Source organism: Streptococcus sp. GMD4S, assembly GCF_000296955.1.
Genome location: NZ_AJRE01000461.1, coordinates 1 through 4,147 on the forward strand (window position 1 = coordinate 1; position 4,147 = coordinate 4,147).

At 36.7% G+C, this 4,147-nt stretch carries 4 protein-coding genes; all 4 read left to right on the plus strand.

The annotated features are described in order from the left end of the window. The first annotated feature begins 11 nt into the window (after positions 1-11). Positions 12-1,955, plus strand: a complete 1,944-nt coding sequence (gene parE, locus GMD4S_RS11545; RefSeq protein ID WP_000037297.1) for a DNA topoisomerase IV subunit B — start codon at positions 12-14, stop codon at positions 1,953-1,955. A gap of 1 nt (position 1,956) precedes the next feature. Then, a complete protein-coding gene (locus GMD4S_RS11550) occupies positions 1,957-2,955 on the plus strand; it encodes a hypothetical protein (RefSeq protein ID WP_000334950.1) in 999 nt (332 codons plus the stop codon). A gap of 96 nt (positions 2,956-3,051) precedes the next feature. Then, positions 3,052-3,735 carry a hypothetical protein gene (locus GMD4S_RS11555; protein ID WP_001100251.1) on the plus strand — a complete coding sequence of 228 codons (684 nt, stop codon included), beginning with the start codon at positions 3,052-3,054 and terminating at the stop codon, positions 3,733-3,735. Between the two features lie 120 nt (positions 3,736-3,855). Further along, on the plus strand, positions 3,856-4,147 hold a 292-nt coding region (locus GMD4S_RS11560; protein ID WP_001217741.1), incomplete at its 3' end, for an aminoglycoside 6-adenylyltransferase.

The following is a 4,147-nucleotide window of genomic DNA, read 5'->3' on the forward strand; positions in this document are numbered from 1 at the left end:
GGAGGTTCCTTGTGTCAAAAAAGGAAATCAATATTAATAACTACAATGATGACGCCATTCAGGTGCTAGAAGGGTTGGATGCGGTCCGCAAACGTCCGGGGATGTATATTGGATCGACTGACGGTGCTGGTCTCCATCACCTAGTCTGGGAAATTGTGGATAATGCAGTCGATGAAGCCTTGTCTGGATTTGGTGACCGCATTGATGTGACCATCAATAAGGACGGCAGTCTAACTGTTCAAGACCATGGTCGTGGGATGCCAACCGGGATGCACGCCATGGGAATTCCAACTGTTGAAGTTATCTTTACCATTCTCCACGCTGGAGGAAAATTCGGTCAAGGTGGTTATAAGACATCAGGTGGTCTCCACGGAGTGGGATCTTCAGTCGTTAATGCCCTTTCTAGTTGGCTAGAAGTTGAAATTACTCGTGACGGTACAGTCTACAAGCAACGTTTTGAAAATGGTGGAAAACCTGTTACAACCTTGAAGAAAATTGGTACAGCACCCAAGTCTAAGACAGGTACCAAGGTTACCTTCATGCCTGACGCGACGATTTTTTCTACGACTGACTTCAAGTACAATACCATTTCTGAACGTCTCAATGAGTCAGCCTTTCTCTTAAAAAATGTCACCTTGTCTTTGACAGATAAGCGAACAGATGAAGCAATCGAATTCCATTATGAGAACGGGGTACAAGACTTTGTTTCTTACCTCAATGAAGACAAGGAAACATTGACGCCAGTCCTATACTTTGAAGGCGAAGACAATGGTTTCCAAGTGGAAGTTGCCCTCCAGTACAATGATGGATTTTCAGATAACATTCTGTCCTTTGTCAATAACGTTCGTACTAAAGATGGTGGAACGCATGAGACAGGACTTAAGTCTGCCATTACTAAGGTCATGAATGACTACGCTCGTAAGACAGGGCTCCTCAAGGAAAAAGATAAAAACCTAGAAGGGTCAGATTACCGTGAAGGACTAGCAGCTGTTCTTTCTATCCTAGTTCCGGAAGAACACCTCCAGTTTGAAGGACAGACCAAGGATAAACTAGGGAGTCCTCTGGCTCGTCCAGTTGTGGATGGGATTGTGGCTGATAAGTTAACCTTCTTCCTCATGGAAAATGGGGAACTGGCTTCCAATCTCATCCGTAAGGCTATCAAGGCTCGTGACGCTCGTGAAGCAGCACGCAAGGCGCGTGATGAGAGCCGAAATGGTAAGAAAAACAAGAAAGACAAGGGCTTGTTGTCTGGTAAATTAACACCAGCTCAGTCTAAAAACCCTGCCAAGAATGAACTCTACCTAGTCGAGGGAGACTCTGCCGGCGGTTCTGCTAAGCAAGGTCGTGACCGGAAATTCCAGGCTATCTTGCCCCTTCGTGGTAAGGTGATTAATACAGCCAAGGCCAAGATGGCAGATATCCTCAAAAATGAAGAAATCAATACCATGATTTATACCATCGGTGCGGGTGTGGGAGCAGACTTCTCCATTGAGGATGCCAATTATGACAAGATTATTATCATGACCGATGCGGATACCGATGGTGCCCACATTCAAACTCTTCTTTTAACCTTTTTCTACCGCTACATGCGTCCCCTAGTTGAGGCAGGACATGTCTATATCGCCCTTCCGCCTCTTTACAAGATGTCCAAAGGCAAAGGAAAGAAAGAAGAAGTGGCCTATGCTTGGACAGACGGTGAACTAGAAGAACTCCGCAAGCAGTTTGGCAAAGGCGCAACACTCCAACGATATAAAGGTCTTGGTGAGATGAACGCGGACCAACTCTGGGAAACAACCATGAATCCAGAAACCCGCACCCTCATCCGTGTCACGATTGAAGACTTAGCACGCGCCGAACGCCGTGTCAATGTCCTCATGGGAGACAAGGTCGAACCACGCCGTAAGTGGATTGAGGATAATGTTAAGTTTACGCTTGAGGAGAGTGGGGTGTTTTAAGATGTGTATTATTAAGATGTTATTAGACATATTAAACAGATTCACAGAAAAATGTAATATTTTATATTCAGACTATGATAAAAATCAAAAGAAAAAGGCACAAGAAAGACTCGACGCTTTGAAAGTTCTAGCCAATAAAGATTACATAATGAAAAATGTTAGTTCTAAAACTAAACAGAGCAGCTATTTTGTAAGAGCTATTTTTGCGACAGTTATAATGGTGGTTTTATTTCCCATAATTCTGTCTCTGAATGCACATAATAATTTATTGATTGGAATTTGTTCTATTTTCATATTATTCTTGTCACTGTCATATGCATACAATTCTTTTATAGTGTTTTTATTATCGCTCTTCAGATACTTCCGACAAATTATGTTTTCAGTTTTAATATTTGTAAACGCGTTTATTTTGGGAGATATATTAATTGGCAGTATTTCAAATCAAAATATTTCTAACAGAATAGTAAATTTTTTTACAAATTTATTTAAAGAGTATAGCTTACAAACAGAAATTGGTTTTGATAAATATCAATTTTGGTTTATATTTTTGATTATGACTTGTGCTTTGTGTTTATCTTTATATTTTGTTTTAAAAAGTTTAGATATATTTGAGCTAGAAAGTATGGAGAAAGAAAATGACTTAATAGTTGGTTTACTTACTATAACTACCTTCGTTATTAGTGCTGATTTTAACACAGTGAAACTAATAGGAATTTTCCTTTTTATTTTTATTATTCTTACGGCTTTTTTTACTGTTTTAAAATTACATTTCCTTTCAAAAAGATATGAAGAAGCACAAACTATATTTCAAGAACAATTACTTCTTAGATTTCCAGATTATCAAGAATTAAAGAAGTGTTATTATAGTGGAGGAGAAAAATATAGAGAAAAATTATTAAGCACAGAAAAGCTTTTAGAAGTTATTGTAAAAAATGAATTTAAATCTTTAAATGATTTAAAAAACTACGATGATTATAAACTTTATAAAGCAACGAGGTAAATATAATAGTGTTCACGTATCAAATAAATCTCTATATGAATCTTGCATTTACTCACTGTTAATAAATTTAATCACGGAATTAACAAGGATTATAAAATGAATGTTGAAATGTTTGAGGAATTGATTAAAGCGATTGATTCAACAGATTGGATTTCCAATTGGATTCAGATAGGTATAGGTGGCTTTTCAATTCTAGTACCTATAATTTATGCAACTTGGATTTCAAAAAAAGATACTAAAGAAATTGATGAACGACAACGAAAGCTAGAAATTATTCAATCTTCAATCGCGAGAAATATAGTAGAACTGACAAGTCAACAAAAGCAACTATCTAAAACTCAAAAAAAGGTTGAAGAGAGTTTAAGAGAACTTAAAGAAATGGCTCGACAATCAAGGAAGTCAAATCTATTAAAATTACAAAGTGATTTCCCAATATTCTATAGAGCACTAGATGATTTTGAATGGGAATATAACAAACTTTTGAATTTTATTAATGATTTTAATTCTAAAAAGAATTTATCTTCAAATATTGAAAATGAAATAGGAGAAATATTCTTAGCAATTGAAGATTTAATAGAATCGGAAATTAATCATCTGAATACTGAAGAAGTTCCGCCGTTGGTTTTAGCTTATTTTAACAAATTATTAAGAGCAGTAAACTCTTTATCGAAGTATTATTCGACAAATTTTGACGATGTTCAATGTATACATTTTATAGAGAATGCTTTTCCAAAGCTCACGATAGCAAGAAAAGAATTACTTGTTTTTGTATATAATTGAAGCTCTTTATATTATTTAGATTTTATAAAGCTTGTATAGTTTTCTTAATTTTTTAAATTTTAAGAGACTATTCAATATAATAAAAGATCTGTTACCTTATAGAAAAAGAGTGTGATAAACATGAGAATAGAAACAGACATGCTCGATTTAATTTTACAAACCGCAAAAGCGCTAAAAGTCAATGCCGTCGCTATTTCCGGCTCGCGGACAAACCCAAATGCTCCCAAGGACGAGTTCCAAGACTATGATGTGGTCTACATTGTGGAGAATTTGGACGCTCTGGCGGCTGATCTTTCTTGGTTGGAAAGGCTTGGCAAGCGCATGATTGAGCAGCATAATGTTCTAGGTAACCGTCGACTTTATCTCATGCTCTTTGAAGATGGAAATCGGATTGATTTGACCCTCTGTCCTA